We start from the raw sequence: 22242 nt of genomic DNA on the forward strand, positions 1-22242 counted from the left end.
GTGTTGCCAAAGGAATCCCAACCAGCAACCATTCCAAAGAACAGCCACCAGTCCGGGGTATAAAACAATTGGCACTGGCTTTACAAGCACCCTGTTGAGTTCTCAAAGAACAACCACACACCAACCACCAGGCCCCGCATCAGCAGAACCCCCAGCCGGGGCATTTCGTTCAACCACCCGCCGCTCTCGCGCCGGGCACTTTTGCTACGTTACCCGGTGGTTTCTGCCGTGTCAAACCGGTGTCAACCAGTTTGTCGTGCATCACCCTTTTACCGGGCACCCCGATTCAACCGACTTCCGTCGGTCGTTCCGAGGAATTCGGCAGGCCGGCCGCCCACGGTTTCCCGCTGGCTCGTCCGTTTCCCTGCCGGCCGATAACCTTACCCGGTCGGTTCCGCCTCGCCAAATCCGCCTCCCGGCGAATCCGGGGCACCACCCGGTTCTCAGGTCCTGCGCTCCGGCCTTCCAGGTCTTTCGCCCTGTTTCGTCCGTTCCGCGCTGGCAGAGAGAAAGTTACGCGCCCAGCGGAGTGATCGTCAAATCCGCTGGGCGCGTCCCGCGTCACATTGTCGACAACGGACTATCCGCGCAGCTCGACACCGGCGAACGAGCGCTTGCCCCGGCGCAGCACGAGGTACCGGCCGTGCAGCAGGTCGTCCGCCGACACGGTGGCGTCGACCTCGGAGATCCGGGTGTTGTTGACGTACGCGCCACCCTCGGCGATCACCCGGCGGGCCTCCTTCATGCTCGGCACCAGGCCCGACTCCTTGAGCAGGCCGGCGACGTCCGGCAGCGCGTCGAGGCGCACCAGGCCGGCCTCGGTCAGCGCGGCGCGCAGCGTCTCCGGGGCCAGCTCGTCGAGCGAGCCCCGCCCGAACAGCGCCTGGCTCGCCGCGACCGCCTGGGCCGTCTCCCGCTCGCCGTGCACCAGCGTGGTCAGCTCCTCGGCGAGCGCCCGCTGGGCCAGGCGCGCCTGCGGGCGTTCCGCGGTCGCCTTCTCCAGCTCCTCCAGCTCCTCACGGGAGCGGAAGCTGAAGTACCGCAGGTAGCGGCTGACGTCCCGGTCGTCGGCGTTGACCCAGAACTGGTAGAACGCGTACGGGCTGGTCATCTGCGGGTCGAGCCAGATCGCGCCGGACTCGCTCTTGCCGAACTTGGTGCCGTCGGACTTCGTCACCAGCGGGGTGGTGAACGCCTGCACCGGCCCGGCGCCGCGCCGGCGAACGTAGTCCACCCCTGCGGTGATGTTGCCCCACTGGTCGGAGCCGCCGTACTGGAGCTGGCAGCCGTGCCGGCGGTGCAGCTCGAAGAAGTCGTTCGCCTGCAGCAGCTGGTAGCTGAACTCGGTGAAGCTGATGCCCGTCTCCAGGCGCGCCCTGACCACCTCGCGGGCGAGCATCTTGTTCACCGGGAAGTGCTTGCCGACGTCGCGGAGGAACTCCACCACCGACATCTCGCCGGTCCAGTCCAGGTTGTTGACCAGTTGCGCCGCGTTCTCCCCGGTGTACGTGACGAACGGCGAGAGCTGCTCGCGGATGCGCTCCACCCAGCCGGCGACCACGTCGGGCGAGTTGAGCGTCCGCTCGGCGCTCTCCTTCGGGTCACCGATCTGGCCGGTGGCGCCGCCGACCAGCAGCAGCGGACGGTGCCCGGCGAGCTGGAGCCGGCGCGCGGTGAGGACCTGCATGAGGTGGCCGACGTGCAGGCTCGGGGCGGTCGGGTCGAAGCCCACATAGAACGTGGCCTGCCCGCCCCCGAGCAGGTCGCGCAGCTCGTCGAGGCCGGTCGAGTCCTGGATCAGGCCCCGCCACAGCAGGTCGTCGGTCAGGGAGTCCCGCCCCTGCGGGAGGTTGCTGTCGGTCACGGTCACCGATTCTCCCCCATTACCGGACCCGGGCCGTACCGGGTTTGCCGAGGTGCGGCCGACTAGGCTGGCGGCGCCGTCGAACGCGAGGAGGAACCGCGGTGGACATGCCGAACCTGACCGGTGGCTTCGTGGCCCTGCTTGGCCTGACGTTCGACGAGGTCAGCGGGGACCGGGTGGTGATCCGGTGGAAGGTGCGCCCGGAGCTGCACCAGCCGTACGGGATCCAGCACGGTGGCGTCTACTGCTCGGTGGTCGAGACGGCGGCCAGCATCGGCGGCGCGCTCTGGCTTGGCGACAAGGGCAACGTGGTCGGGGTGTCGAACCAGACCGACTTCCTGCGCGCGGTGCGCGACGGCGAGCTGACCGCCGTCGGCACGCCCGTGCACCGGGGCCGCAGCCAGCAGCTCTGGCTCGTGGAGATCACCGACGCGGACGGCCGGCTGGTGGCCCGCGGCCAGGTGCGCCTGCAAAACCTGACCGCCTCCTGACGCATTCGCCCGAAACCGGGCACTGACGCCGATATCGTCGCCTCGGTGAGATCGTCCGCTCCCGAACCGACGTGAGGAAGCTGTTCGCCGCCACGCTCGGCGTGCTGTCGGCCGTCGGCGGCTTCGTCGACATCGGTGACCTGGTGGCGGCCAGTCAGGCCGGCGCGCTGTTCGGCATGGCCCACACCTGGGTGCTGCTGGCTGGCGTGGTCGGCATCTGCGCGTACGCGGAGATGGCCGGCCGGATCGCGGCGGTGAGCGGGCGGGCGGTCTTCGACCTGGTCCGGGAGCGGCTCGGGCCGCGGGTGGCGCTGCTCAACCTGGTCGCGTCGTGGCTGGTCACGGTGGTCACGCTCGCCGCGGAGCTGGGCGGGGTGGCGCTGGCGCTGCAACTGGCCACCCGGGTGAGTCACCTGTTCTGGGTGCCGCTCGCCGCGCTGGCCGTCTGGCTGGTGCTGTGGCGGCTGCGCTTCGAGCTGATGGAGCGGATCTTCGGCCTCGCCGGGCTGGCGCTGCTGGTGTTCGCGGTCGCGCTGGTGGCGCTGCCGACCGACTGGCCGGAACTCGGGCAGGGCGCGTGGCAGATCAGCGCGGCCGGGCACGGCTGGCCGCTGTACTGGTTCGTGGCGGTGGCGCTGTTCGCCTCGACGGTGAGCCCGTACGAGGTGTTCTTCTTCTCCTCCGGCGGCGTCGAGGAGCGCTGGAGCGCGGCGGACCTGGCGCGGGCCCGGTCGAACGTGCTGATCGGCTTTCCGGTGGGCGGGTTCCTGGCGTTGTCGCTGGTCGCCGTGGCGACGGTGGCCTACCACCCGTCCGGGGTGTCGCTCAGTACGCTCGACGAGGTGGCGCGGCCGGTGGCCACGGCGCTCGGTGGGGCCGGCCTGGCCACCGCCGTGCTGGCGTTCTTCGCGGTGACGTTCGGCGCGGCGCTGGAGACGGGCCTGTCGGCGGCGTACGCGGCGGCGCAGTACTTCGGCTGGCAGTGGGGCAAGCGTGTCCGCCCCCGGGAGGCGGCCCGGTTCCACAGCGTCCTGCTGGTCGGTCTGCTGCTCGGCGTGGTGATGCTGATGACGACCGTGGACCCGGTGCGGCTGACCGAGTACATGCTGGTGCTGAGCGCTGTGGTGCTGCCGCTGACGTACCTGCCGATCCTGGTGGTCGCGAACGACAGGGGGTACCTCGGCGACCGGGTCAACGGGCGCTGGATGAACCTGCTCGGCGCGGTGTTCCTGCTGCTCATCGTCGCGGCGTCGGTGGCCGCGATCCCACTGGCGATCATGACGGGGATGGGTCCATGAGGGTTCAGCTGGCCAAGCGGCTGCTCGACCGGCAGATCGTCGACGTGGACGGACGGCTGGTCGGGCGGGTCGACGACATCGCGTTCGCCGTCGACGACGAGGGCTTCCCGTACGTGGACAGCCTGCTCACCGGGCAGGGGGCGCTCGGGGAGCGGATCGGCGGGCGGGTCGGTCGGCTGCTGGTGGCGGTGGCGGACCGGTTCACCGACGACCCGCCGGTGCCGCCGTTGCGCGTACCGCTGTCGCAGGTCGCCCACGTGGACAGCGCGGTGCGGCTGCGCTGCCGGGCGGCGGACCTGCCGCCGTCGCCGGTGGAGGCGTGGCTGCGCCGGCACCTGATCGAGCACATTCCCGGGTCCGGCCGTGCGAGCGGGTGAGCTGCTCGGCCGTACCGCCTACGACCTGCACGGGCGGCGGCTGGGCCGGGTGGTGGACGTGGTGGTGCGCGGCGGGTGGCCGCCGGACCGGCTGCGGATCACCGACGTGATCGTCGCCGGGCACTGGTGGACCCGGGTGATCAGCCGCCTGATCGGCCCGGAGCTGCACCCGTCCGGGCCGTGGCTGCTGCGGATGGTGGCCCGGCTGGTCGGGCGGAGCACCCGTCAGCTGCCCGCCGACGCGGTGCAGCTGCTTCCGCCGGTGCCCGGCTTCCCGTTCGGCCCGCCGGCCGGACGCCGCTGAGGCCCGAGTTGCCGGACGCCGTCCGTCAGCGGCGCGCCTCGTCGAGTTCCGGGGCGTCGGCCGGCTCGCCGGCGTCGTCCGCGGCGTCGTCGTCCGGGGAGTCGTCGCCGCGGCCGCGCCGGCGGACCCGCACCTCGGTGATGGCCCGCTGGTCGACGTCGGCCACCGCCAGCTCCCAGCCGTCGACGGTGACCTGCTCCCCCGCCACCGTCGGAATGTGCCCGAGGCAGATCAGCACCAGCCCGGCGACGGTGGTGTAGTCGCCCGCCGGCCGGTTCGGCAGCTCCACGCCCAGGTCGGTCAGGTCGTGCACCGGGAACGTGCCGGGCAGCACCAGCGTGCCGTCCGGCTCGGTGCGCACGGAACGCAGGTCGCGGTCGGTCTCGTCGTAGATCTCGCCGACGATCTCCTCGAGGATGTCCTCCAGCGTGACGATCCCGTCGACCGCGCCGCGCTCGTCGACCACGAGCGCGATGTGCTGGCGTTCGGCCTTGAACTGGCGCAGCGCGTCGACCACCGGCAGCGAGTCGGGCAGCAGCATGGGCGGGCGGGCGATCTCGTCGACCGGCCGGTCGTCGGAGACGCCGACCAGGTCACGCAGGTGGATGACGCCGACCGCGTCGTCCAGGCCGCCGTGGCGGACCACCGGCGCCCGGGAGTGGCCGGTCGCCGCCAGGACCAGCCGCGCGGCCTCGGCGGTGGTGCCGCTGTCGAGCGTGAAGACCTGCAACCGGGGTACGAGCACAGCCCGCAACTGCCGGTCCGCGATCTCCACCGCACCGGCGATGATCGTGCGCTGTTCCTTGGTGAAGCCGTGGTTGCCGGCCACGATGTCGCGCAGCTCGTCCGGGCCGATCTCGTCCGGCTCGGCCTTCGGGTCCAGGCCGAACAGGCGTACCACCAGGTCGGTGGTGGCGCCCAGCAGCCAGACGGCGGGCCGGGTGATGCTGGAGAGCAGGTCCAGCGGGCGGGCCACCAGCAGCGCCCACCGCTCGGCCGACTGCATCGCGATCCGCTTCGGGGCCAGCTCGCCGAAGACCAGCGTGACGAACGTGAGCACCAGCGTCACCGCGACGATGGCGACGGTCTCGGCGGCGTTGCCGAACACGCTGAGCAGCGGCACCAGCGGCCGGGCCAGCGAGACCGCGGCGGCCGCGGACGCGAGGAACCCGGCGAGCGTGATGCCGATCTGGATCGTGGCCAGGAACCGGTTCGGATCCTTCGCCAGGCGGGCCAGTGTCCGTCCGCCCCGGCCGCTGCGCTCCAGCCGCTGCACCTGGCTGTCCCGCAGGGACACCAGGGCCATCTCGCTGCCGGCGAACGCCGCGTTGAGGATCACCAGCACACCGACCAGGGCCAGCTGGCTCCAGTAGCTCTGCACGACCGGTTATCTCCCTCGACCCGATCCGGGCCGGCCGACGGCCGACCCGCCGGCCGGCAGATCCGGTCGGCGTGGCCCCTCTGTGCCCCGCGGGCCCGCCGCTGAATCATGACCGGCCCCGGTGTCACCCGCCGGGGCCGGGGCTCAGGCCGGTACGGGCAGGTCGAGCACGTACGCGCCGCCCTCGGGCCGGAATCCGAGCCGGTGGTAGTAGGGGGCGACCATGCCGGGCGGGCTGACCACGCGGCGGAAGCCCCGGTCGGTGAACAGCCGGCTGCGCCGGTAGACGAACTCGCCCGGGGTGAAGTCCCGGAACGGCGGGGTCACATAGTCCAGGTCGATCTGGGCCACGCCGCCCGGTTCGGCGTGCGAGAGCATCACGCCGACCACCTCGTCGGCGCGTACCACCAGGAACGCCGAGCGGTCGTCGGCGTCGGCGTCCCAGCGGAAGCCCGGGTTGAAGCGGGCGATATCGGCGGCGTGCACCCGCAGCGTGTGCGCCAGGAAGGCGTCGCCGGTGCCCACCTCGACCACCTGGTAGGTCTGCTCGTCGTGCCGGGTGGCCAGCAGCTTGCGCAGGTACCAGACGTTGATCACGGCGAGCACCACGTTCAGCCCCACCATCGGCCACACCTGCACGGCGGCGTTGTAGCCGATCAGGATGAGGCAGCCGACCAGGTTGAGCGCGCGCAGCCGCAGGATCCGGGTCTGCAGCAGGGACCAGACCAGCAGCGCGGAGCCGGCCCAGCCGACGAGTTCCAGCCAGTTCACCCGGGGAGACTAGCGGTCTGCCTGGTCAGGCCCCTCGGCGGGCAGCTCCAGCACGTACTCCTCGACCTCGGCGCCGCGCGCCGGGGCGTACCCGGAGTCCTCGCCGACCACGACGAAGCCGCACTTGCGCAGCACCGCGAGCGAGGCGGCGTTGTCCTTCGCGGCGCGGGCGTGCAGCGGCCGGTGCGGCACCTCGCGCAGCAGCGCGCGCAGCGCCGCGGTGGCGTGGCCGCGCCCCCAGTACGCCGCGTCGATCCAGTAGCTGACCTCGGTCTGCTCGCCGACCGGGAACGCCGCCACCCGCCCGACCAGCCGGCCGTCGACGGTGACCGCGCGGTTCACGATGCGCGCGTCGGCGCGGATGCGCGCCCAGTGCGCCTCGAACGCGGCCCGGTCGGACGGATCCTTCGGGCCGAACGCGGCCATCCAGTTCGCCTGCGGATCCTGCTCGTGGGCGAAGAAGGCGGGCAGGTCGTCGTCGCGCACCGGGCGGAGCAGCACCTCGTTTGTCACGGCCGGAACGATACGGGCCCCCTCCGACACGGTCGGGACCTCCGGCCCGGTGTGTGTCCCGTCCGGCCCTGCCGCACGGCCGGCCGGCCCGGTTACCAAGGAGGTGCAACGACGCAGTCGAGGAGGCCGGACCATGTCGAAGTACGTCTACGACTTCATCGAGGGTGACCGCAGCCAGGCCGACCTGCTCGGCGGCAAGGGCGCCAACCTCGCCGAGATGACCCGGCTCGGGTTGCCGGTGCCGCCCGGGTTCACCGTCACCACCGACGCGTGCCGGGCTTACCTGGCCACCGGGGCGCCGCCGGCCGGGCTGTACGAGGAGATAAACGCGCACCTGCGGGAGGTGGAGGCGCGGCTGGACCGGTGGCTGGGTGACCCGCATGACCCGCTGCTGCTGGCGGTGCGCTCCGGCGGGCGGTACTCGATGCCGGGGATGATGGAGACGATCCTCGACATCGGGCTCAACGACACCACCGTGGCGGGGCTGGCCGCCCGCACCGGCGACGAGCGGTTCGCGTGGGACTCGTACCGGCGGCTGATCCAGATGTTCGGCCGCACCGTGCACGGCATTCCGGGCGACGAGTTCGAGCACGAGCTGGCCGCGCTGCGGGCCACCGCCGGTCCGGGCGGGCCGGGCGCCGGGCAGCTGCGCGACCTGGTCGACACGTACAAGAAGATCTTCGCCCGGCACGTCGGGCACGACTTCCCGCAGGCCCCGCACGAGCAGCTGTTCCTGGCCGTGCGCGCGGTGTTCGAGTCCTGGCACTCGGAGCGGGCCCGGATCTACCGGCGGCAGGAGCGCATCCCGGACGACCTGGGCACCGCCGTCAACGTGATGGCGATGGTGTTCGGCAACCTCGGCCCGGACTCCGGCACCGGGGTGGCGTTCACCCGTGATCCGGCCACCGGCGCACCCGGCGTGTACGGCGACTACCTGAGCGACGCGCAGGGCGAGGACGTGGTGGCGGGCATCCGCAACACGGTGCCGCTGACCGAGCTGGCGAACCTCGACCCGGTGAGCTTCCACCGGCTGCGGGAGATCATGGCGACGCTGGAGCGGCACTACCGCGACCTGTGCGACGTCGAGTTCACCATCGAACGCGGGAAGCTGTGGATGCTCCAGACCCGGGTCGGCAAGCGCACCGCGGCGGCGGCGTTCGTGATCGCCGCGCAGCTGGCCGAGGAAGGGCTGATCACGGCCGACGAGGCGCTGACCCGGGTCACCGGCGCGCAGCTCGCCCAGCTGATGTTCCCGGCCTTCGACACCGCCGGCGCGCCCGAGCCGCTCGCCGTCGGCGTCGGCGCCTCCCCCGGCGCCGCGGTCGGGCGGGTGGTCTTCGACTCGGCCGCCGCGGCGGCGTCCACCGGGCCGGTGATCCTGGTCCGGCCGGAGACCAACCCGGACGACCTGCCCGGCATGATCGCCGCGGCCGGGGTGCTCACCTCGCGCGGCGGGAAGACGTCGCACGCCGCCGTGGTGGCCCGCGGCATGGGCCGGACCTGCGTCTGCGGGGCCGAGGCGCTGACCATCGACGTGGAGCGCGGCGAGTTCACGGTGGGCGAGCAGGTGGTGCGCGCCGGCGAGGTGATCTCGATCGACGGCACCAGCGGGCGGATCTGGCGCGGCGAGGTGCCGGTGCAGCCGTCCCCGGTGGCCCGGTACCTGACCGGTGAGCTGCGGCCGGAAGCCGACCCGCTGGTCGCCGCCGTGCACCGGCTGCTCGGGCACGCCGACGCGGTACGCACGCTCGGCGTCCACGCCAACGCCGACACCCCGGACGACGCGCGCCGGGCCCGTGAGCTGGGCGCCGAAGGGATCGGTCTGTGCCGCACCGAGCACATGTTCCTCGGCGAGCGCCGGGAACTGGTCGAGCGGCTGATCCTGGCCGACGGACCGGCCGAGGTCGGCGCGGCGCTGGACGCGCTGCTGCCGTTGCAGCGGGCCGACTTCGTCGGGCTGCTCACCGCGATGGACGGGCTGCCGGTCACGGTGCGGCTGCTCGACCCGCCGCTGCACGAGTTCCTGCCTCCGCTCGCCGAGCTGACCGCCCGGGTGGCGGGCGCGCAGGCGCGCGGCGAGGAACCGGGCCACGACGGCGTGCTGCTGACGGCGGTTCGGCGGATGCACGAGACGAACCCGATGCTGGGGCTGCGCGGCGTGCGGCTCGGGCTGGTGGTGCCGGGTCTGTTCGCGATGCAGGTGCGGGCGCTGGCCGAGGCGGCCGCGCAGCGGGTCCGGGCCGGCGGTGACCCGCGCCCGGAGATCATGGTGCCGCTGGTCGGGGACGTGCGGGAACTCGCCGCGGTGGCGGACGAGGCACGGCGGGTCCTGGCCGGGGTGCCGGACGCGCCGGAGATCCCGATCGGCACCATGATCGAGACGCCCCGGGCGGCGCTGACCGCCGGGGACATCGCCGCCGAGGCGCGTTTCTTCTCCTTCGGCACCAACGACCTGACGCAGATGACCTGGGCGTTCTCCCGGGACGACGTGGAGGGGGCGTTCTTCTCCACGTACCTGGAACGGGGGATCTTCCCGGTGTCGCCGTTCGAGAGCATCGACGCCACCGGCGTGGGCCGGCTGGTCCGCCTCGCCGTAGCCGAGGGGCGGGCGGCCCGGCCGGACCTGACCGTCGGGGTGTGCGGCGAGCACGGCGGCGACCCGGACTCGATCGGGTTCTTCGCCGCGGCCGGGCTCGACTACGTCTCCTGCTCGCCGTACCGGGTGCCGGTGGCGCGGCTGGCCGCCGGCCGGGCCGCCGTCGAGGCCCGTACCGAGAAGTCCGACTCCCGCTAGGAGGGCAGCGTCATGACCGCCATCTTCAACCCGACCGGTCCGGCGGTCGCGCCGGTCCCCCGCCCGGCGCCACCGCAGGCCGCGCCTCCGCCCGCGACGCCCACCCCCACCCCGGCCGGGCCGGTCGGCCCGGTGCTGGAGCTGCCCGGGGACGCCGCGCTGGTGCCGGTGAACCGCGACGGCCGTCCGGTCGGCGTGTTCGTCGCGGCCGGTGGCCGGGTCCGCTACCGGCGCGTGGTCGAACCGGACCAGCTCGTCGCCGCGGCCACCGGCGCGTTCGCGGTGGCCGCGCTCACCGCCGCCGTGGCGGTGTGGTCGCGGCGCCGTCCGCCGTCGGTCGGCACCGTCACCATGGGGCCGGGCGGCTGGGTCAGCCTGCGCGGCCTGCCGGCGCCCCGGCTGCGCCCGGACGACCGGCCCTGGTGGGCGCGCGTGCTGCGGGCCCGCCGCCTGGTCGTCGACCGCTGACCACCCAGGGGTACGGCCGCCGGTACGTCACCGGCGGCCGTACCGCCGTTCTCCCGTCGGCTCTCGGCGGAGGGGCCGTTGGTCCCGGGTCACCGCGGTCCTGCGCCCCTGCCCGGCGGCGCCCGGACCGACGACGCTGAGGGTGAGAACGAGACCGAGGGAGGCCCCCGATGCGCGCCAGTGTCGTCACCGCGTTCGACCGTCCGATGGAGATCACCGAGCGTCCCGTGCCGGAGGTCGGCCCGGGCGAGATCCTGGTCCGCGTCGAAGCCAGCGGACTCTGCCACACCGACATCCACGCCGCCCGCGGCGAGTGGCCGGTGAAGCCCACCCCGCCGTTCGTACCCGGTCACGAGGGCGTCGGCCTGGTCGAGCAGGTCGGCCCCGGCGTCACCGAGCACGCCGTCGGCGACCGGGTCGCGCTGCCCTGGCTCGGCTGGGCCTGCGGCACCTGCGCGTACTGCGTGACCGGCTGGGAGACGCTGTGCGAGTCGCAGCGCAACACCGGTTACAGCATCGACGGCGCGCACGCCGAGTACGCGGTGGCCTCGGCCCGCTACGCGGTCCGCGTGCCCGATGGCGTGGACCCGTTCGAGGCCGCGCCGCTGACCTGCGCGGGCGTCACCACGTACAAGGCCGTCAAGGTCGCCGGGGTACGGCCGGGCGAGCGGGTCGCGATCTTCGGCATCGGCGGTCTGGGTCACCTCGCCCAGCAGTACGCGCAGATCTTCGGCGCCGAGACGGTCGCGGTGGACGTGACCGCCGAGAAGCTGGAGCTGGCCACGTCGCTGGGCGCCGCGCACACTGTCGACGCCGCCACCACCGACCCGGTCGAGCGGATCACCGCGCTGGGCGGCGTGGACGTGGCGATCGTGCTGGCCGCCAGCCCCCGGGTGATCGAGCAGGCGCACCGCTCGCTGCGCCGCGGCGGCCGTCTGGTGCTGGTGTCGCTGCCCGCCGACAACGCGATCACCCTGCCCGTCTTCGAGACGGTGCTCAAGGGCATCACGGTGCTCGGCTCGATCGTCGGCACCCGCGCCGACCTGGCCGAGGTCTTCGCGCTGCACGCCGCCGGCCGCACCCGGGTCGTCTACGAGACCCGCAAGCTGGACGACATCAACGACGCGGTGGACGACGTCCTCGCCGGCCGGGTCGCCGCCCGGCTCGTGCTCCAGCCCTGACCCCCGCCCCCGGTCCCCGCACCCGCGGGGACCGGGCCGCCGACGCCCGGAGAGGGACCGACATGACCGCCACCGAACCCCTGGCCCCCTGGCGCGGATTCCACGCCGGCGCGTGGCAGGAGACAGTCGACGTGGCCGACTTCGTCCGCCACAACCACGAGCCGTACACCGGGGACGCCTCGTTCCTGACCGGGCCGACGCCGCGCACGCTCGCCGTGTGGGACCGGCTGCGGGACATGTTCCCGGAGGAGCGGCGCCGCGGCGTGTACGACGTCGACGCGGCCACCCCGTCGACGATCACCTCGCACGCCCCCGGGTACATCGACCGGGAGCGGGAGCTGATCGTCGGGTTGCAGACCGACGCGCCGCTGCGGCGGGCGATCATGCCGGCCGGCGGGCTGCGGATGGTGGAGACGGCGCTGCGCGCGTACGGGCGTGAGCCGGACCCGCGCGTGCACGAGATCTTCACCCGGTACCGCCGCACGCACAACGACGCGGTGTTCGACGCGTACCCGGAGACCGTGCTCGCGGCCCGCCGCTCGCACATCATCACCGGCCTGCCCGACGCGTACGGACGCGGGCGGATCATCGGCGACTACCGCCGGGTGGCGCTGTACGGCGTGGACCGGCTGATCGAGGAACGCCGCGCGCTCAAGGCGGCGCTGGACGACCGGCGCAGCACCGACGACGTGATCCGCGACCGGGAGGAACTGGCCGAGCAGATCCGCGCGCTCGGCGAGCTGAAGGAGATGGCCGCCTCGTACGGCTTCGACATCTCCCGCCCGGCCGTCACCGGCGCGCAGGCGATCCAGTGGCTCTACTTCGCCTACCTGGCCGCCACGAAGGAGCAGAACGGCGCCGCCATGTCGCTCGGCCGCACCGCCGGGTTCCTCGACGCCTACCTGCGGCGGGACATCGCCGAGGGGCGGCTGGACGAGAGCGGCGCGCAGGAGCTGATCGACGACTTCGTGATCAAGCTGCGGATCATCCGCTTCCTGCGCACCCCCGAGTACGACCAGCTCTTCTCCGGCGACCCGACCTGGGTCACCGAGTCGCTCGGCGGGATGGGCGCGGACGGCCGGCCGCTGGTCACCCGCACCACGTTCCGCTACCTGCAGACGCTGTACAACCTCGGCCCGGCGCCGGAGCCGAACCTGACGGTGCTCTGGTCGCCGCGGCTGCCCGAGGGGTTCAAGCGGTTCTGCGCCCAGGTGTCGCTGGACACCAGCGCCATCCAGTACGAGAACGACGAGCTGATCCGCCCGGCGTACGACGACGACACCGCGATCGCCTGCTGCGTGTCGGCCATGCGGGTCGGCCGGGACATGCAGTTCTTCGGCGCCCGGGCGAACCTGGCGAAGGCGCTGCTGTACGCGATCAACGGCGGCCGCGACGAGCTGTCCGGCGCGCAGGTCGCCCCGCCGGCCGCGCCGGTCGGCGGCGAGACGCTCGACTACGACGAGGTGCTGGCCGCGTACGACCGCACGCTGGACTGGCTGGCGCAGACGTACGTGGACGCGCTGAACGTGATCCACCACCAGCACGACAGGTACGCCTACGAGCGGCTGGAGATGGCGCTGCACGACCACCCGGTGCGCCGCTTCATGGCCACCGGCATCGCCGGCCTGTCGGTCGCCGTGGACAGCCTGTCGGCCATCCGGTACGGCCGGGTCAAGGTGCTGCGCGACGAGTCCGGGCTGGCGGTCGACTACGCGGTCGAGGGCGAGTTCCCGACGTACGGCAACGACGACGACCGGGCCGACGAGATCGCGGTGTGGCTGGTCGAGACGTTCGCGGAGAAGCTGCGCCGGCAGCGCACGTACCGCGACGCGGAGCTGACCATGTCGGTGCTCACCATCACCTCGAACGTGGTGTACGGCAAGCACACCGGCAACACGCCGGACGGGCGGCGCGCCGGTGAGCCGTTCGCGCCGGGGGCGAACCCGATGAACGGGCGGGACACGCACGGCCTGGTCGCGTCCGCGCTGTCGGTGGCGAAGCTGCCGTACGACGCGGCCCGCGACGGCATCTCGCTGACCGGCACCGTCACGCCGGACGGCCTGGGCCACACCCGCGACGAGCGGATCGCGAACCTGGCCGGGGTGCTCGACGGCTACGCCGACGCCGGCGGGTTCCACCTCAACGTCAACGTGCTGGACCGGGCCACGCTGCTGGACGCGATGGCGCACCCGGAGCGGTACCCGCAGCTCACCGTCCGGGTCTCCGGGTACGCGGTGAACTTCGTGCGGCTCACGCCGGAGCAGCAGCGCGACGTGGTGTCGCGGACCTTCCACGGGTCGCTGTGAACGGCCGCCCGCCCGCGCCGCCGCAGGTGACTGCGGCGGCGCCGGGGTGCGTCACCGGCGCTGTGCACTCCTGGGACACCTCGGTCGGGGTGGACGGCCCGGGCACCCGGTTCGTGGTCTTCCTGGCCGGTTGCCCGCTGCGCTGCCGCTACTGCCACAGCCCGGACACCTGGTACGGCCGCAGCGGCCGCCGCCGCAGCGTGGACGAGATGGTCGCGCTCGCCGGCCGGTACCGCCGGTTCATCCAGGTGGCCGGGGGCGGCGTCACTGTGAGCGGCGGGGAGCCGCTGCTGCAACCGGCGTTCACCCGGGAGCTGCTGCGGCGCTGTCACGTCGACCTGGGCCTGCACACCGCGCTGGACACCTCCGGCTTCCTCGGCGTCCGCGCCGACGACACGCTTCTGGACGCCACCGACCTGGTGCTGCTCGACGTGAAGGCGGGCAACCCGCAGACGTACCGCCGGGTCACCGGCACCGGCCGGCTCGCGCCGACGTTGCGGTTCGCGCAACGGCTGGCCGACCGGGGTACGCCGATGTGGATCCGGTACGTGCTGGTGCCCGGCCTGACCGACGCGGTCGACGAGGTGGAGCGGGTGGCCGACATCGCGGCCGGGCTGGCCACGCTGCAGCGCGTGGAGGTGCTGCCGTTCCACCGGCTCGGTGCGCACAAGTACGCCGAGCTGGGGCTGACCTTCCCGCTGGCGGACACCGAGCCGCCTGATGCCGACCTGCTGACCCGGGTACGCGGTCAGTTCGCCGCCCGCGGTCTCACCGTCACCTGACCGCGCGCCGGTTCAGCTGGCTGCGGCCGTCGGGTAGCCGTAGAGGTCCAGCAGCCGGACCCGGGACGCCTGGAGGCGGTCCACCACCACGCTCATGAACCGGCTGGTGAGCTGGCGGCCGAGCGTGTCGTCGGACTCCATCAGCCGGCGTACCCCGTCGGCGTCGAGTTCGACGGCGGTGCTGCGCTGGGTGGCGACCGCGCCGAACTGCCAGCGGTACGGCGGGAACAGCCAGGACCAGCCGAGCACGCCGCCCGGCCCGATCGTCTCGATGCCCACGTCGCCGCGGCCCGGCACCGGGAAGTCGAGTGCCACCTGGCCGCCGCGGACGAGCCAGAACCGGTCGGCCGGCGCGCCGGCGCGGAACAGCCGGTGCCCGGGGTGCCAGACCACCGGGCGGGCGTACCCGGTGAGCCGGGGCAGCCACTCGTCGGGCAGCCCGGCCAGGAAGGGGTGGACGCGGAGCATCTCCAGCGGGGTCATCGCGCCTCCAGGATCGACAGGAGGGAGCACTGGTTCCCATTCCACCTCGCGAACGGCCCGGCCGGTAGGGGCCGATGGTCCCGGCCGTGCCGGGCGGATCGACTCTGCCCAGGTGGGAGCCGTCGGCGCAGGCTGAGGGGGAACCGAAGGAGGACGTCATGACCGACAGGACCGGTGCCCCCGTCGTGGTGGGCGTGGACGGCTCCCCGTCCGCGCTGGACGCGGTACGGCTGGCCGCACGCGAGGCGGTGCTGCGGCACCGGCCGCTGCGGGTGGTGAACGCCTTCCTGTGGCCGCTGGTCGGCACGCCGCTGGGCATGGTCGCCCCGGTGCTGCCCGACATCGAGCTGCGCCAGGAGGCCGAGAAGCTGGTCGAGGAGGCGGTGGACGAGGCCCGCAAGGTCGACGCGGAGCTGGCGGTGACCGGCGCGGTGGTCGACGGCGGGCCGGTCGCGGTGCTGCTGCGGGAGAGCCGCGACGCCGCGCTGCTCGTGCTGGGCCACCGTGGCCTGGGCGGCTTCGCCGAACTCCTGGTCGGCTCGGCGGCGGTGCAGCTCTCCGCCCGCGCGGACTGCCCGGTTCTCGTCGCCTGGGGCGAGGCCCGCGCCGACGGCCCGGTGGTGGTCGGCGTGGACGGGTCCGCGCTGTCCGACGAGGCGGTCGGGTTCGCGTTCGCCGAGGCCGCGGCGCGCGACGCCGAGCTGGTGGTGGTGCACACCTGGCTGTACCCGCAGCCGGTGAGCTACCGCGAGGCGTTCGGCGACGTCCTGCCGCTGGCGTACGAGCCGGAGCAGTTGCGCGCCGACGAGCAGCGGGTGCTGGCCGACGCGGTCGCCGGCTGGACCGAGCGCTACCCGGAGGTCACGGTGCGGCCGAAGCTGGTCGCCGCCGCCACGCCGGCCCGGGTGCTGGTCGAGGAGTCCGTCGGGGCGCAGCTGACGGTGGTCGGCGCGCACGGGCGGGGTAGCCTCGGCTCGCTGCTGCTCGGCTCGGTCAGCCACGCCGTGCTGCACCACTGCCACAGCCCGCTGGCCGTCGTCCGGCACCGCGGGGGCCGGGAACGCTGACCCCGGTTCGGCGGTCCCGGCGCCGCCGGGACCGCCACAATGGCCTGAGCCGACCGGAGGGAACAGACCTGATGAACCGACCCGTCGTGGTGGGAGTGGACGGATCGCCGTCCAGCCTGGCCGCCGCCGACCTGGCTGCCGCGACCGCCGTGGCACGTTCCCGGCCGCTGGTGCTGGTGCACGGCTACCTGCACCCGCTCGGCTACGGCGTGCCGCTCAACCCGTACGACCTGGGGGTGCCGGCGCCCACCGCGGAGGCGGAGAAGATGCTCGAGTCGGTCGCCGCCGACCTGACCGAGCGGCACCCGGGCCTGCGGGTGCAGGTGCGCCAGGTGGCCGGCGGTCCGGGCGCGACGATGGTCGAGGAGTCCCGCCGCGCCGAGCTGGTCGTGGTGGGCAGCCGGGGCGTGGGCGGTTTCGCCGGCCTGCTGCTCGGCTCGGTCAGCGGGCAGCTCGCGCAGCACGGGCACTGCCCGGTGCTGATCGTCCGCCCGGAGGAGCAGCCGATTCCGGTGGACGGGCCGGTGCTGGTCGGCGTGGACGGCTCCGACTCGGCCGCGTACGCGATCGAGCTGGCTGCCGACGAGGCCGAGCGGCGCGACGCGGAGCTGGTGCTGATGCACGTCCGGTCGCCGGAACGCGGCGCGGTGGCGCCCGAGGTCGCGGCGGAGGCCTCCACCGCCGAGCGGGCCGAGGCGGCGGGACTGCTGGCCGAGGCCGCGGACCGGGTCCGGTCGGCGCATCCGGGCCTGCGGGTGACGGAGCGGTCCGTCACCTCCCCCTCGCCGGAGACCGCGCTCGTCGAGGCCAGCGGCGAGGCGGCGCTCGTGGTGGTCGGCTCCCGGGGCCGGGGCGGCTTCGTCGGGCTGCTGCTCGGCTCGGTCAGCCAGGCAATGGTGCAGCACTCCCACTGCCCGGTGCTCGTCGCCCACCGGCCCGAGCCGGCCGACGACTGAGCCGCCTCGCGGGCGGCGGCCCCGCGCCGGCCCTGTCCGCCGGGCCGCCCGGCGCGAGAGATGTCTTCCGAGCGATATGCCTGAGAGGCATAAATATGCCTCTCAGGCATATCGAGTTTCCGGCGTGGTTTCGCCGGGACGGTAACGCTCGGTAGCGGTCGCCCCCGCGCCGCACCGCCCCGGCGTCAGGCCGGGTCGCGGCCGGCGAGCAGGTCGGCGAAGTCGGTGGTGAGCGCGAACGGGTCGGCCGGGCCGGTCGCGGGCGGGCGGCGGTCCACCTGCTCGGCCAGCTCGGCGGCGGCCCGGCGGATCCGGGACCGCAGCGCGCTGTCCCCGTCGTCACCGGCCCAGTCCTCCGGCGCGGCGAACACCGCAGTGGGCAGTGTCGCCGCCCGCAGGTACGTGAACATCGGCCGGACCGCGTGCTCCAGCGCGAGGGAGTGCCGGGCGGTGCCGCCGGTCGCCCCGATGAGCACCGGCTTGCCCGCGAGCGTGTCCCGGTCGATCACGTCGAAGAACGACTTGAACAGCCCGTTGTAGGACGCGTTGAAGATCGGCGTCACCGCGATCAGCGCGTCGGCGGCCGCCACGGCGTCGAGTGTCTGTCGCAGCGCGGCCGGCGCGAAGCCGGTGAGCAGGTGGTTCACCACGTCGTGGGCGTGCTCGCGCAGCTCCACGGTGCGCAGTTCCACCGTCGCGCCGCGCCCGGCCAGCTCGTCGCGGGCGGCCGCGGCGAGCTGGTCGGCGAGCAGACGGGTGGACGACGGCTGGGCGAGCCCGGCCGAGACGACCGCCAGGGTACGACGGGTCATCGCTGCTCCCCGTCGGCCGGAGCGGCGTCGCGGGCGGCCAGCAGGCCGGCGTGGGTGGGCGCCTCGGGCACGTGCGCGGGACGCAGCGAGTCGAACTCCTTGCGCAGCACCGGTACCACCTCCTCGCCCAGCAGGTCGAGCTGCTCCAGCACCGTCTTCAGCGGCAGGCCGGCGTGGTCGATCAGGAAGAGCTGCCGCTGGTAGTCGCCGACGTACTCGCGGAAGCCCAGCGTCCGGTCGATGACCTGCTGCGGGCTGCCCACCGTCAGCGGCGTCTCGCGGGTGAACTCCTCCAGCGACGGGCCGTGCCCGTAGACCGGGGCGTTGTCGAAGTAGGGGCGGAACTCGCGTACCGCGTCCTGGGAGTTGCGGCGCATGAATACCTGCCCGCCGAGGCCGACGATGGCCTGGTCGGGTGAGCCGTGGCCGTAGTGCGCGAACCGCTCCCGGTAGAGGCCGACCATCCGCTGGGTGTGCTCCTTGGGCCAGAAGATGTGGTTGGCGAAGAAGCCGTCGCCGTAGTACGCGGCCTGTTCGGCGATCTCCGGGCTGCGGATCGAGCCGTGCCAGACGAACGGCGGCACGCCGTCGAGCGGGCGCGGGGTCGAGGTGAACGCCTGCAGCGGCGTACGGAACCGGCCCTTCCAGTCGACCACGTCCTCGCGCCAGAGCCGGCGCAGCAGGTCGTAGTTCTCGATGGCCAGGGGGATGCCGTTGCGGATGTCCTGGCCGAACCACGGGTAGACGGGCCCGGTGTTGCCGCGCCCCATCATCAGGTCCACCCGGCCGTCGGCGAGGTGCTGCAGCATCGCGTAGTCCTCGGCGATCTTCACCGGGTCGTTGGTGGTGATCAGCGTGGTCGCGGTGGACAGCAGCAGCCGTTCGGTGCGCGCGGCGATCCAGCCGAGCATGGTGGTCGGCGACGACGGCACGAACGGCGGGTTGTGGTGCTCGCCGGTGGCGAAGACGTCCAGGCCGACCTCCTCGGCCTTGAGCGCGATGGCGGTCATGGCCTTGATCCGCTCACGCTCGGACGGCAGTCGCCCGTTTGTCGGGTCGGGGGTGACGTCACCGACGGTGAAGACTCCGAACTGCATGACCAGCTCCTCGCGTGGGGTCCGGACCGGTCGGCCCGGGATCGCTCCTCACAACATATTTGACGAGTCAACTATTCCGGTGGCCGCCCGCCCCGGCGTGGCCCGGATCACGCGCCTCCCACCGACTACCCTTGCCGCGATGACGTACCCCTGGCTCTCCGCGCCCGCCGCGCAGATCGCGCAGACCGCGCGGACGCTGCTCGGCTGGACCGTGTCGGCCGGCGGCGTCACCGTACGCCTCACCGAGGTGGAGGCGTACGCGGGCACCGGCGAGGACCCGGCGTCGCACGCCCACCGCGGGCCGACGCCGCGCAACCAGGTCATGTTCGGGCCCGCCGGGCACGTCTACGTGTACTTCGTGTTCGGCATGCACTGGTGCGCGAACATCGTCTGCGGGCGCGACGGCGAGGCGGCGGCGGTGCTGCTGCGCGCGGGCGAGGTGGTCGGCGGCGTCGAGACCGCCCGCGAGCGCAGGCCGCGCGCCGCCGACCGGGATCTGGCCCGCGGGCCGGCCCGGCTGGTCACCGCGCTCGGGATCGGGCGGGACGCGAACGGCACCTCGGCTATCGACGGCAGCGGCCCGCTGCTGCTGACGCCACCGGCGATCCCGGTCGACCCGGCGCACATCGTCGCCGGGCCGCGTGTCGGGGTCGCCGCCGCGCACGACCTGCCGTGGCGGTTCTGGCTGGCGGACGAGCCGAGCGTGAGCGTCTACCGGCGGCACACCCCGCGTCGCCGGCCCGCTCCGGCCGCCCCGGTGCGGAACTCGCCGGCCTGAATCGGCCGTTCCGGGCAACCCGGGACACCCCGCGGCGCGTCTGTGGTGGCATGACGCGCCGACCCTTCACCATGCGTTGAGGTCACGGTGTTTTATACGAGGGGCTTTCAACGGGGTGTTGACAACGGGCCATTCTTGGGTGTGGGATGGACGACATGGTCACCGTGGACAACGACCCGTTCACCGCTCCGGATGCTGCCCAGGCACGGGCGCACCGCAACTACGCGGCGCTGCTGCGGATCGCCGAGCGGCACGCCGGCACCAACTCCCGCCGCCGTCGCTACGCCCACCCCGACGTGCCCGACGCCTACGAGGCGGCCACGCTGGTGATGGCGCTCGCCGGGGGCGCCGAGCTGGACGAGGGTGAGGAGCCGGTCGACCAGGCCGACCTGATGGCCGCGCTGACGCTCATCCCGCACGTGCGCTCCGAGGTGGACGCACTGGAGGCCGGGCTGCTCCAGGTGGCCCGCGGCCGGGGCATGACCTGGCAGGCGATCGCCTTCGGGCTGGGGCTGGGCAGCGCCCAGGCGGCCCGGCAGCGCTACGAGCGGCTCACCGTCCGCACCGGCACCGGCGACTGACCGGCGGCGCGCACTGTCACAGCCGCGGGCGAGACTGCGCCGGACGACGGCACGGGAGGACGCGATGACGCGCGAGGAGATGCTCGCCTACTGCCTGGCCAAGCCGGGAGCCTGGCTCGACCGGCCGTGGGAGGGCGACGAGGTGGTGAAGGTGGGCAGCCGGATCTTCGCGTTCCTCGGCTCGCCCGAGGGTGAGGCGCGGGTCGGGGTGAAGTGCGGGGCGTCCCGGGAGGTGGCCGACGAGTGGCTGCACCGGTTCCCGGCCGACGCGCGCCCCTCCCCCTACATCGGCCGGTCGGGCTGGAACACGCTGCGGCTCTCCGGCGGCATCCCGGACGACGAGCTGGTCGAGGCGGTCGACGGGTCGTACGACGCGGTGGTGGCGAAGCTGCCGAAACGCGAGCGCCCCACCGGTTGACCGGTGTGATCCGGGGGCAGGCGGGTGCCTGCCCCCGGATCAGCCGCAGGTCAGCGGGGGACGACCCGCTCGGCGGCCCACTCCCGCCAGCCGGTCAGCTTGTCCGCCGCGGCGGCGAGCTGGTCGGCGACCGGGCCGGGCCCGGTGGAGCCGGGCGTGATGCGGGCGGCCAGCGCCGAACGCACCGACAGCACGTCGCGCACCGACGGGTCCAGGTGCTCGCTGACGGCGGCCAGGTCGGCGTCGGACACCTCGTCCAGCGCGCAGTCCCGGGCCGCGCAGAGCGCCACCAGCTTGCCGGTGATCTCGTGCGCGTCGCGGAACGGCACGTTGCGCCGGACCAGCCAGTCGGCGACCTCGGTGGCGAGCGAGAAACCCGACGGGGCGCTCGCCACCAGCCGGTCCACCCGGACCGTCATCGTGGAGATCATCCCGGCCAGCGCGGGCAGCAGCAGCTCCAGCGTGTCGACCGCGTCGAACGCCGGCTCCTTGTCCTCCTGCATGTCCCGGTCGTACGTCATGGGCAGGCCCTTGAGCATGGTGAGCACGCTCATCAGGCCGCCGACCAGGCGGCCGGACTTGCCCCGGGCCAGCTCGGCGATGTCCGCGTTCTTCTTCTGCGGCATGATCGACGAGCCGGTGGCAAACGCGTCGTCCAGCTCGACCCAGCCGAACTCCTGCGACGTCCAGAGCACCACCTCCTCGCCGAGGCGGGACAGGTGCACGCCGATCATCGCGGTGACGAACAGGAACTCGGCGACGAAGTCGCGGTCCGCGACCGCGTCCATCGAGTTGGCGAACGAGGTACGGAAGCCCAGCTCCTTGGCGACCGCCACCGGGTCCAGCGGCAGCCCCGACCCGGCCAGCGCGCCCGCGCCGAGCGGGCTGATCGCGGTCCGCTCGTCCCAGTCCCGCATCCGCTCCAGGTCGCGCAGCAGCGGCTGCACGTGGGCCAGCAGCCAGTGCCCGAACGTCACCGGCTGGGCGTGCTGCAGGTGCGTCATGCCCGGCGCGGCGGTGTCCACGTGCCGCTCCGCCTGCTCGACGAGGGCCTCGGCCAGCTCGACCAGCCGGGCCGCCACCCCGCGGGCGTGGTCACGCAGGTAGAGCCGCAGGTCGGTGGCGACCTGGTCGTTGCGGGACCGGCCGGCGCGCAGCTTGCCGCCGAGGCTGCCCAGCCGCTCCAGCAGGCCACGCTCCAGCGCGGTGTGCACGTCCTCGTCGTCAACGGTCGGGCGGAACGCGCCGGAGGCGCACGCCGCCTCCAGGTCGTCCAGCGCGGCAAGCATCCGGCCCAGTTCGTCCGGGTCGAGCAGGCCGGCGCCGGCCAGGACCCGGGCGTGCGCGCGGGAACCGGCGATGTCGTACGGGGCGAGGCGCCAGTCGAACTGGACACTCACCGACAGCCGCGCGAGCGCCTCGGCGGGGCCGCCGGCGAACCGGCCGCCCCAGAGGCTCGTCCGGTTGGCGGGGGCGCTGTTCTCGGTCAGGCTCTTGTCGTCCACCCCACCCATTGTGGT

22 protein-coding genes are annotated in these 22242 nt (G+C 73.5%); 14 read left to right on the plus strand and 8 right to left on the minus strand.

Annotated features, from left to right (window positions below; translation table 11 throughout):
* Window positions 1–580: 580 nt before the first annotated feature.
* On the minus strand, window positions 581–1864 hold the full coding sequence (gene tyrS / locus DQE82_RS15960; protein WP_113973402.1) for a tyrosine--tRNA ligase: 1284 nt from the start codon (window positions 1862–1864) through the stop codon (window positions 581–583).
* A gap of 101 nt (window positions 1865–1965) precedes the next feature.
* Here tyrS and DQE82_RS15965 point away from each other — a divergent pair, with 101 nt between their 5' ends.
* The 4 genes from DQE82_RS15965 (at window position 1966) to DQE82_RS15980 (ending at window position 4334) form a co-directional block, all read left to right on the plus strand.
* Window positions 1966–2355, plus strand: a complete 390-nt coding sequence (locus tag DQE82_RS15965) for a PaaI family thioesterase (protein ID WP_043324903.1) — start codon at window positions 1966–1968, stop codon at window positions 2353–2355.
* A gap of 71 nt (window positions 2356–2426) precedes the next feature.
* On the plus strand, window positions 2427–3653 hold the full coding sequence (locus tag DQE82_RS15970) for an NRAMP family divalent metal transporter (RefSeq protein ID WP_043324904.1): 1227 nt from the start codon (window positions 2427–2429) through the stop codon (window positions 3651–3653).
* Window positions 3650–4030: a hypothetical protein gene (locus tag DQE82_RS15975; protein WP_043324905.1), complete on the plus strand. Its 381-nt coding sequence runs from the start codon at window positions 3650–3652 to the stop codon at window positions 4028–4030. Before DQE82_RS15970 ends, DQE82_RS15975 begins: the two co-directional genes overlap by 4 nt.
* Window positions 4017–4334 (plus strand): PRC-barrel domain containing protein, encoded by a 318-nt coding sequence (locus tag DQE82_RS15980; RefSeq protein ID WP_113973123.1) that lies wholly within the window; start codon window positions 4017–4019, stop codon window positions 4332–4334. Before DQE82_RS15975 ends, DQE82_RS15980 begins: the two co-directional genes overlap by 14 nt.
* A gap of 25 nt (window positions 4335–4359) precedes the next feature.
* Here DQE82_RS15980 and DQE82_RS15985 read toward each other — a convergent pair whose 3' ends face one another.
* The 3 genes from DQE82_RS15985 to DQE82_RS15995 all read right to left on the minus strand — a co-directional run bounded on the left by DQE82_RS15985 (window position 4360) and on the right by DQE82_RS15995 (window position 6999).
* Window positions 4360–5715, minus strand: a complete 1356-nt coding sequence (locus DQE82_RS15985; protein ID WP_043324907.1) for a hemolysin family protein — start codon at window positions 5713–5715, stop codon at window positions 4360–4362.
* A gap of 144 nt (window positions 5716–5859) precedes the next feature.
* Entirely contained in the window at window positions 5860–6486 is a 627-nt protein-coding gene (locus DQE82_RS15990) for a YgjV family protein (RefSeq protein WP_113973124.1), read from the minus strand.
* A gap of 9 nt (window positions 6487–6495) precedes the next feature.
* A complete protein-coding gene (locus tag DQE82_RS15995) occupies window positions 6496–6999 on the minus strand; it encodes a GNAT family N-acetyltransferase (RefSeq protein ID WP_113973125.1) in 504 nt (167 codons plus the stop codon).
* A gap of 133 nt (window positions 7000–7132) precedes the next feature.
* Here DQE82_RS15995 and ppdK point away from each other — a divergent pair, with 133 nt between their 5' ends.
* The 5 genes from ppdK (at window position 7133) to pflA (ending at window position 14530) form a co-directional block, all read left to right on the plus strand.
* Window positions 7133–9793: a pyruvate, phosphate dikinase gene (gene ppdK / locus DQE82_RS16000; RefSeq protein WP_113973126.1), complete on the plus strand. Its 2661-nt coding sequence runs from the start codon at window positions 7133–7135 to the stop codon at window positions 9791–9793.
* 12 nt (window positions 9794–9805) lie between these two features.
* A complete protein-coding gene (locus DQE82_RS16005; protein ID WP_113973127.1) occupies window positions 9806–10261 on the plus strand; it encodes a hypothetical protein in 456 nt (151 codons plus the stop codon).
* A gap of 170 nt (window positions 10262–10431) precedes the next feature.
* Window positions 10432–11442: an alcohol dehydrogenase AdhP gene (gene adhP / locus DQE82_RS16010; protein WP_064448485.1), complete on the plus strand. Its 1011-nt coding sequence runs from the start codon at window positions 10432–10434 to the stop codon at window positions 11440–11442.
* Window positions 11443–11504: 62 nt separating this feature from the next.
* A complete protein-coding gene (gene pflB / locus DQE82_RS16015; protein ID WP_064448486.1) occupies window positions 11505–13748 on the plus strand; it encodes a formate C-acetyltransferase in 2244 nt (747 codons plus the stop codon).
* Window positions 13745–14530, plus strand: coding sequence for a pyruvate formate-lyase-activating protein (gene pflA / locus DQE82_RS16020; RefSeq protein WP_051611069.1), 786 nt, complete (start codon window positions 13745–13747; stop codon window positions 14528–14530). The genes pflB and pflA overlap by 4 nt, the downstream gene beginning before the upstream one ends.
* Before the next feature lie 12 nt (window positions 14531–14542).
* Here pflA and DQE82_RS16025 read toward each other — a convergent pair whose 3' ends face one another.
* On the minus strand, window positions 14543–15013 hold the full coding sequence (locus DQE82_RS16025; RefSeq protein WP_043324912.1) for a cyclic nucleotide-binding domain-containing protein: 471 nt from the start codon (window positions 15011–15013) through the stop codon (window positions 14543–14545).
* A 158-nt stretch (window positions 15014–15171) separates the two neighbouring features.
* Here DQE82_RS16025 and DQE82_RS16030 point away from each other — a divergent pair, with 158 nt between their 5' ends.
* A complete protein-coding gene (locus DQE82_RS16030) occupies window positions 15172–16080 on the plus strand; it encodes a universal stress protein (protein ID WP_064448487.1) in 909 nt (302 codons plus the stop codon).
* A gap of 71 nt (window positions 16081–16151) precedes the next feature.
* Entirely contained in the window at window positions 16152–17036 is an 885-nt protein-coding gene (locus DQE82_RS16035; RefSeq protein WP_064448488.1) for a universal stress protein, read from the plus strand.
* Window positions 17037–17221: 185 nt separating this feature from the next.
* On the opposite strand, the gene DQE82_RS16040 is transcribed toward DQE82_RS16035, so the two are convergent.
* Together DQE82_RS16040 and DQE82_RS16045 are read right to left on the minus strand one after the other, a co-directional pair.
* Window positions 17222–17848 (minus strand): CE1759 family FMN reductase, encoded by a 627-nt coding sequence (locus DQE82_RS16040; RefSeq protein ID WP_043324915.1) that lies wholly within the window; start codon window positions 17846–17848, stop codon window positions 17222–17224.
* Window positions 17845–18945, minus strand: a complete 1101-nt coding sequence (locus DQE82_RS16045) for an LLM class flavin-dependent oxidoreductase (RefSeq protein ID WP_043324916.1) — start codon at window positions 18943–18945, stop codon at window positions 17845–17847. The genes DQE82_RS16040 and DQE82_RS16045 overlap by 4 nt, the downstream gene beginning before the upstream one ends.
* A gap of 139 nt (window positions 18946–19084) precedes the next feature.
* Here DQE82_RS16045 and DQE82_RS16050 point away from each other — a divergent pair, with 139 nt between their 5' ends.
* The 3 genes from DQE82_RS16050 (at window position 19085) to DQE82_RS16060 (ending at window position 20722) form a co-directional block, all read left to right on the plus strand.
* A complete protein-coding gene (locus DQE82_RS16050; protein ID WP_043324917.1) occupies window positions 19085–19723 on the plus strand; it encodes a DNA-3-methyladenine glycosylase in 639 nt (212 codons plus the stop codon).
* A 146-nt stretch (window positions 19724–19869) separates the two neighbouring features.
* The gene (locus DQE82_RS16055; RefSeq protein WP_030502457.1) at window positions 19870–20304 is read left to right on the plus strand and encodes a hypothetical protein; all 435 of its coding nucleotides are present in this window, start codon (window positions 19870–19872) and stop codon (window positions 20302–20304) included.
* Window positions 20305–20368: 64 nt separating this feature from the next.
* Entirely contained in the window at window positions 20369–20722 is a 354-nt protein-coding gene (locus DQE82_RS16060; RefSeq protein WP_064448489.1) for an MmcQ/YjbR family DNA-binding protein, read from the plus strand.
* Window positions 20723–20772: 50 nt separating this feature from the next.
* Here DQE82_RS16060 and argH read toward each other — a convergent pair whose 3' ends face one another.
* The gene (argH, locus tag DQE82_RS16065; protein ID WP_030271078.1) at window positions 20773–22236 is read right to left on the minus strand and encodes an argininosuccinate lyase; all 1464 of its coding nucleotides are present in this window, start codon (window positions 22234–22236) and stop codon (window positions 20773–20775) included.
* Window positions 22237–22242: the final 6 nt, after the last annotated feature.

It is taken from the genome of Micromonospora sp. LHW51205 (genome assembly GCF_003315815.1).
GTDB classification, from domain to species: Bacteria; Actinomycetota; Actinomycetes; order Mycobacteriales; family Micromonosporaceae; genus Micromonospora; species Micromonospora chalcea.

Bases quoted from the DNA above. Each gene is read 5' to 3' on its own strand.
- DQE82_RS15975 (WP_043324905.1), top strand. From the start codon at position 3,650: ATGAGGGTTCAGCTGGCCAAGCGGCTGCTCGACCGGCAGATCGTCGAC.
- ppdK (WP_113973126.1), top strand. From the start codon at position 7,133: ATGTCGAAGTACGTCTACGACTTCATCGAGGGTGACCGCAGCCAGGCC.
- DQE82_RS16005 (WP_113973127.1), top strand. From the start codon at position 9,806: ATGACCGCCATCTTCAACCCGACCGGTCCGGCGGTCGCGCCGGTCCCC.
- adhP (WP_064448485.1), top strand. From the start codon at position 10,432: ATGCGCGCCAGTGTCGTCACCGCGTTCGACCGTCCGATGGAGATCACC.
- pflB (WP_064448486.1), top strand. From the start codon at position 11,505: ATGACCGCCACCGAACCCCTGGCCCCCTGGCGCGGATTCCACGCCGGC.
- DQE82_RS16025 (WP_043324912.1), bottom strand. From the start codon at position 15,013: ATGACCCCGCTGGAGATGCTCCGCGTCCACCCCTTCCTGGCCGGGCTG.
- DQE82_RS16030 (WP_064448487.1), top strand. From the start codon at position 15,172: ATGACCGACAGGACCGGTGCCCCCGTCGTGGTGGGCGTGGACGGCTCC.
- DQE82_RS16035 (WP_064448488.1), top strand. From the start codon at position 16,152: ATGAACCGACCCGTCGTGGTGGGAGTGGACGGATCGCCGTCCAGCCTG.
- DQE82_RS16040 (WP_043324915.1), bottom strand. From the start codon at position 17,848: ATGACCCGTCGTACCCTGGCGGTCGTCTCGGCCGGGCTCGCCCAGCCG.
- DQE82_RS16045 (WP_043324916.1), bottom strand. From the start codon at position 18,945: ATGCAGTTCGGAGTCTTCACCGTCGGTGACGTCACCCCCGACCCGACA.
- DQE82_RS16050 (WP_043324917.1), top strand. From the start codon at position 19,085: ATGACGTACCCCTGGCTCTCCGCGCCCGCCGCGCAGATCGCGCAGACC.
- DQE82_RS16055 (WP_030502457.1), top strand. From the start codon at position 19,870: ATGGACGACATGGTCACCGTGGACAACGACCCGTTCACCGCTCCGGAT.
- DQE82_RS16060 (WP_064448489.1), top strand. From the start codon at position 20,369: ATGACGCGCGAGGAGATGCTCGCCTACTGCCTGGCCAAGCCGGGAGCC.
- argH (WP_030271078.1), bottom strand. From the start codon at position 22,236: ATGGGTGGGGTGGACGACAAGAGCCTGACCGAGAACAGCGCCCCCGCC.